The sequence below is a fragment of the Shewanella surugensis genome, from assembly GCF_023284005.1.
Taxonomy (GTDB): Bacteria; Pseudomonadota; Gammaproteobacteria; order Enterobacterales; family Shewanellaceae; genus Shewanella; species Shewanella surugensis.
In genome coordinates this window covers 24,516-31,260 of the sequence record NZ_JAKIKS010000066.1, presented here as the reverse complement: position 1 = coordinate 31,260, position 6,745 = coordinate 24,516, and the positions used below count along the sequence as shown (strand labels likewise).

Genomic DNA, 6,745 nt, shown 5'->3' with positions numbered 1-6,745 from the left:
ACGCGCTGGGCAGCTTTACCTTGTCAGTGGATGGGGCTTTCAGCTTTACACCGTCGCAGGATTATAACGGTCCCGTGCCCCTTATCACCTATGAACTGACCGATGGCTCAGGGCCGAATGACACCTCGACATTGACCATCACTGTGACGCCAGAGAATGATGCCCCTAATGCATTAAACAATAGTTATGATGTTGATACTGCTGGCAACGTAAATGGAAATATGATTTTAGATGATACAGGATCTGGGCACGATAACGATATTGATGGTAATGCTCTATCCATCACGAGTATAGATGGCTCAGACGTTTCTTTTATCAACAGCTCCGAAGTTGAGATTGATGTAGAAGGGGGAGTATTAACCATCAATGAAAACGGAGCATTTACTTACCAACATGATGGGATCACATTAGCGCCAACAAGCTTTACTTATACAGTGAGTGATAGCAATGGCAGCTCAAATACTGCAACTGTTGAATTTCAAATTTATAATGCTTATTCGCTAACACCTGATAACGATGTAAACTCTGGAACTGATGCCCATGATACGATTGTTAGTGATGTTACCAGCATTATAGCTGGAGAAGATTTAAACATAGCGTTTATTGTCGATTCATCAGGTAGTATTGGTGACAACAATATGGAAATAATAAAAACTCAACTTGTAAATGTATTTACAACACTCATAGCAACCGTAGGGTCAGGCTCTGGAGTCGTCAATATTTCTCTTATTGACTTTGATTGGAGTGCGACAACTTTAATTTCAATAGACCTGTCTGACACTGACGCGCTCGATAGCATCATAAATGCCGTCAATAACTTAGACAGTGGAGGATATACTAATTATGTTGCTGCTTTTACCGAAGCACATGAATGGTTTCAAAGTGGTTTACCCTCAGCAACTAATCTTGCCTATTTTATCACAGATGGACAACCCTCAATCGGTGGTACCTTTCAGGACGCACTCGATGCCTTTGCTACTCTTGATTCAATAGCAGATATTCAAGCATTAGGCATGGGTAATAATATCAACGATGCAGTATTAGCGCAATTTGATTCTGATGGCGAGCCTATCAATAATATTGATGCCGATGATCTAGCTGATGCCATTCTTCACACAAATTCAACACCGGGCAATGATACCGTTGGAGCTGGGGATGGTCATGATATTACTTTTGGTGATTTAATTGAGTTTAATGGCATAAATGCTCAAGGTACTGCGGCCTTGAACATGTACGTAGCCACGGAAAAAGGTGATGAGTCAGTGACGGATGCAGATACTCATCACTATATATCACAAAATGCAAGTGATTTTGATATGTCTGGTCCTGATGATGGTGATGATATCCTCGCAGGAGGACCTGGTAACGACATTTTATATGGACAAGGGGGTCATGATCTTCTATTGGGTGGGGATGACGACGATCGCTTATTTGGTGGTACTGGAGACGACACCTTAATCGGTGGTTTAGGGTATAACGTATTAACTGGTGGTGACGGTGCCGATGCTTTTGTATTTTTAAAAACAACAGATAAAATCGATTACATAACCGACTTCGATCCAACTGAAGATATTATTGATATTAGCCATTTAATATCACAGGATCTTAACACTATAGACCAATATCTGGATATTTCTCTCGAGGGAGATAATACAATCCTAAACTTTGACAGTAATTTTAATGGCACCCTAAATCAAAAAATTGTACTCGAGAATTTTAATGCCTTTGAGTGGCTGAGTCTCAGCGAGGGGAGTTCTCAAAGTGACGTGATTAATGGATTCATAAATGACGGTGGTTTAATCATCGATACCTCGGCAAGTCTATATACACCTTTTGATGATGATAATTTTCCTCCAACCATATAATGTAAGGATGGAGGTACTGTCCCTATAATGGTCAGGGCGGGAGCATACTTTGATTATATCACTTACCACATTCAATACATGTCATCACTGTCCGTGACAAATTAAATTAACCCAATGAAAAGGAGAGCTATTACAAATTTTTCAGATTGTGCCATGCAATACCTAACCACTCATGCATGGCCCAAGTCGACATCTGTAAATTTTGTACCGCAGGATATAATTGGGTCATGTTAAATACGACAGGTTTATTTCGACTCATATGCATGGTGGGTGCGGAAATAACGTTTAAACCCGCTCTTTCATAAAAGCCCATGGTGCGGCGCATATGATTTGCTGTCGTTACCACAGCCACTTTTTTCACACCAACAACCGGTTTGATGACAAGAACTTCTTCTTCTGTATCTCTGGGTTGTTCAAAAATTTGAATCTTGGCTTCTGGCACCCCTAGAGATAACGCTAACTCTCGATGCATATCAGCTGTTGAACGTGTGACACTAAAACCACGATAGCCTGAAAATAGTAAATGTGCTTGAGGGTTTAATCGCCATATTCTCACGGCTTCAACGACTCGTAGTGTTGAAGTGTAAGTTAATTGGCTGGTAATAGGTAAGGTACCATCTTCAATGTGCCCATTACCTAACACATGAATAAACGACACCTTTTCATTAGAAAATACAGGATATTGATACTCTAATGGACTGATAAGCGAAAACGCAACGGGCGCTAAGCTGAAAAGGTATAATCCTGAGATAGACAATAACAACAAAAATGATGCTTGTTTGGTTTTTTTTCGCCAAAATAACATCAAGGCTAATATAGCAAGCAACAGGCCCATTGGTAATGGCATGAGTAAATTGCCTAATATCCACTTAACATGAAACATATACACTTAGACTCTTTTTAAACTAAATATAAAAAGCGCAGTAATACTTTTTTAATCGACTTATCACGTATCTTCTTCGATGAGTTCACTAAAAAACGGCCCTTGCCCGACATTAACCCCTAAAATCTGCAGCGTTTGCCACTCCTGCAATGACGTCACCCCTTCAGCACCAAATACAATATTGTTACGCGACAAGCCCCCCATGAGACTGCGAATAAAAAGTTGATTTTCTTCGCGAAGATGAATTTTCCTCACGATTGATTTATGTAATTTAATGAAATCAAAATGGCATTGCTTTATATATTGAGCGCTCACCACTTGTTGACCGACTCTGTCGACACAAAGACTCGCACCCATTTTACGGATCATATCCAAGGTATCTTTTATTCTGTCCATATGATTGACCACAATAATTTCATTCACTTCAAAAATAAGCTGTGGCATTAAATGCCTATATTCGAGCAAAGTACGTGTTAACCAACGAATAAAAGCTCGGCTCGTTAACGTATCTAAACTCAAATTGATACTGAATTTAAGCCCCGAGTCTCTTTGACTAGGTAAAATATCAAAAAGAACAATTTCAATGATTTGCCTTTCAATTTGAGGCGTTAAACCACACTTTATGGCCATAGGTAAAAATAAGGTCGCACGAATGAGGTGGCCTTGAGTATCTCTTAACCGACAGGTAATTTCTCTATGTTGTTCCAGCATATCGTTATCAAATACCACACGAGAAAAAGCAAACACCCTCTTACTCACTAACGCATTTTCTAAAAAACTGCGCCACTGAACCGATCCTTTGGATAGATCACGATCTAAAGCGCCTTTATCATACATAAACCAGCTACTTGTTCCTTGAAACTGTGCTGCCCTCAGCGCCATATCAGCCTCTTCTAATAAAATGGCTTTATCTTCTCCAATATTGAAATAAGCGCCACCTAAATGCACAAAATCATTTCTTTCCCCAATCACATTCGTTGCCTGTCTTAGACAAACTTTAAGTAGCTTAGAGGCTAATCGATCCGCTTCTGCTTGCGATATCTGCGGTATAATGAGGGCAAATTGATTAAAAGAACGGCGAGCAAAAAGACTGTTCACTTGTAATGATAAGACCTGATTAATGGAGAGAATAATGAGTGAGAGCATTTCATCAATCTTCTCCTTACTGCTATCTTGCTGTAGTAAATCTAGATCTTCTATTTCTAAGAAATACATCACCCCCGGCATGGTCATTTTTTGTTCATCGGTCAAGGCGTCCAGACGATTATCAAAAAAAATACGATTCCCAATGCCCGTCTCTGGATCTAAAAATGTATTTGAGCGAATAGATTGATCAAAGCGCTCTCTTTGTTTCGAGACATCTTCTAACTCCTGCAACAATCGTGTGAGCGCACGGTTAATCACTCTAGGTTGTCCTAACCCCTTCTCTATGAGTGCCTTATCATACTCACCTTTCAAAATTTTCTGACTACGTTGAGCAAGATGTTCAATACCATCTAATTGAACTGAGAACCAATAAAAGCCAAAACGAACCACTAAAGCAATAATAATAATACCGATGCCAAAAATCAGTAATTCATACCAGCCAACATGGTGAAGTGTAAAAGGCTCTGGTAAGGTCATCTTCATCACAATATTTTGCTTCTTATTAATTAACTTTTTATACGTTACAATATTGGAATGCGCATTCTTATCCTTATATTCAAAGAAGGGCTCCCCATCTTTAATCAGAGTAAACTCAGCCGCCTTAAAGGCAATTAACACTGGGGGTAACCATGAATCTAATTTCCACGTATTATCATGCTCATAGTGACTCACAAGCATACTTTCTATTTCACTTACCTTTTGTTGCTGAAATTCATATGTAAGCTGTACAAAACTCAATACCGCCGTAAAGAGAAAAACAAAAGCGACGCTCGCCAAGGACATTAACCAGAAACTGGTTAATTTTTTACTCAACATGCGAGTGAGTTTCATCCGAATCACTTCTCCTTCAGTCACCGCTCAGACATTTTAATAAAAATCACCATCAAAAAAGGCGCCCATAGGCGCCCTTTTAGTATTACACATTTAACCTTAAACCATATAACCTTCAGGTAAACTCTTTAATACTGATACACCTGAATCGATTGCCGCTTGAGCAACCGCCTTAGCAACATGAGATAAAAGACGCGGATCCACCGGTTTCGGGATCACATAATCAGGGCCAAAACTTAATGCATCGACATCTGGGTATGCCGCTAATACTGCAGCAGGTACTGACTGTTTCGCTAAATCAGCAATGGCATGTACTGCAGCAATCTTCATTTCATCATTAATTTTTGAAGCTCGAACATCTAAAGCACCACGGAAAATAAAAGGAAAACAAAGAACATTATTAACTTGATTAGGATAATCGCTACGACCGGTCCCCATGATTAAATCTTGACGAACGTCATGAGCCACTTCAGGCTTAATTTCAGGATCAGGGTTTGAACAAGCAAAAATCACTGGCTTATCAGCCATCAATGCAACATCGTCACCCGACAACACATCTGGGCCCGATAACCCTAAGAAAGCATCTGCACCCGCTATGGCATCACGTAATGTTCTTTTGGTTGTTTGATTAGCAAATAACGCTTTGTATTCATTAATATCAGTGCGTTCACTATGAATAACACCTTTTCGATCCAGCATGTATATATGTTTACGTTGGATACCACACTTAATCAACATCGTCATACAAGCAATCGCAGCGGCACCCGCTCCCATACACACAATAATCGCATCTTCAATTTTTTTACCTTGGATTTCCAAGGCATTAATCATGCCTGCTGTAGTCACGATAGCAGTACCATGCTGATCATCATGGAAAACGGGGACGTTACAACGCTCAATCAAGGTTTTTTCAATTTCAAAGCATTCCGGCGCTTTAATATCTTCAAGGTTTATGCCGCCAAACGTGTCAGCAATAGCCTCTACAGTATTAATAAACTGTTCAGTAGTGTCATGCTTAATTTCGATATCTGTTGCATCAATGTTTGCAAAATGCTTGAAAAGAAGAGCCTTACCTTCCATTACAGGTTTTGAAGCTAATGGACCTAAGTTTCCTAGCCCTAAAATAGCGGTACCATTTGAAATAACAGCAACCGTATTTCCTTTACCAGTATAACGATAAGCGGTATCAGGATCTTTTGCAATTTCACGTACCGGTTCTGCTACACCGGGGCTATACGCTAGTGCAAGATCCATACTTGTTTCAGCGGGTTTGGTCAGACAAACTGCGGTTTTGCCTGGAACCGGAAATTCATGATAGTCGAGAGCTTGTTGACGAAAATCTGCCATTTAATTAATCCTGAGTGCGACGAATAATATCTTGTAATAGGTCAGCAACCTAAAACACAGCCACATTGCCCTCTTTTGACAAACAAAAAGATGAAAATCAATGTAGCATTTTGGTTGAGGCGCTAAAGATACGCGATTTTCACGGCTTTTCAAACCATAGATTTTCTTTTTCAAGCCTAATGATACTATTATGTTACTAAAGCGCTATTTCAACAAATTATCTAGACAGCTTATCTCGATATTCAATCCCAATTTTGTAGGAATAATACATACAAAGTCTGTTTAAACAGCGACTTTAGGCTCAGTAATGACAAAAAGATTGTAAAACTTACGAATATTACTCCAACCTTGAATAATCATGATGTATTTAACGATAAACAAACAAAATACAGGGTATTTAACATAAAATAATTCAGTGAAACAGGTTAGACCTCGGTCCACTAGGTAGATTGTCTATTTATAAAGATAATTTAATTTCCAACATCGTCAATAACACTTATCAGTATCGCTCCCCTGTTAAGGTAAACCCACCTGCCACTGCCAAATGATACGGTTCAAAACACATCATGACAACAACACAGCAGATCCTCATGAAATAAATAAACACCGAAATGAATCATTTATTCACATCCCTACTTAATTTTAAGTGCAGTAGCTTGTGTATTGGCATATT

General features: G+C 39.3%; 4 protein-coding genes. 1 reads left to right on the top strand and 3 read right to left on the bottom strand.

Annotated features, from left to right (window positions below; genetic code table 11):
• The coding region (locus tag L2764_RS27805) for a cadherin-like domain-containing protein (protein ID WP_283107040.1) at positions 1-1,865 on the top strand (1,865 nt) is incomplete at its 5' end.
• Positions 1,866-1,995: 130 nt separating this feature from the next.
• On the opposite strand, the gene L2764_RS15955 is transcribed toward L2764_RS27805, so the two are convergent.
• From L2764_RS15955 to L2764_RS15945, 3 genes are all read right to left on the bottom strand, one after another.
• On the bottom strand, positions 1,996-2,748 hold the full coding sequence (locus tag L2764_RS15955) for an ElyC/SanA/YdcF family protein (RefSeq protein ID WP_248941259.1): 753 nt from the start codon (positions 2,746-2,748) through the stop codon (positions 1,996-1,998).
• 63 nt (positions 2,749-2,811) lie between these two features.
• Positions 2,812-4,725 (bottom strand): RNase E specificity factor CsrD, encoded by a 1,914-nt coding sequence (gene csrD / locus L2764_RS15950; protein ID WP_248941258.1) that lies wholly within the window; start codon positions 4,723-4,725, stop codon positions 2,812-2,814.
• Between the two features lie 99 nt (positions 4,726-4,824).
• Entirely contained in the window at positions 4,825-6,072 is a 1,248-nt protein-coding gene (locus L2764_RS15945) for a malic enzyme-like NAD(P)-binding protein (protein ID WP_248941257.1), read from the bottom strand.
• Positions 6,073-6,745: the final 673 nt, after the last annotated feature.

Bases quoted from the DNA above. Each gene is read 5' to 3' on its own strand.
- L2764_RS15955 (WP_248941259.1), bottom strand. From the start codon at position 2,748: ATGTTTCATGTTAAGTGGATATTAGGCAATTTACTCATGCCATTACCA.
- L2764_RS15945 (WP_248941257.1), bottom strand. From the start codon at position 6,072: ATGGCAGATTTTCGTCAACAAGCTCTCGACTATCATGAATTTCCGGTT.
- csrD (WP_248941258.1), bottom strand. From the start codon at position 4,725: ATGAAACTCACTCGCATGTTGAGTAAAAAATTAACCAGTTTCTGGTTA.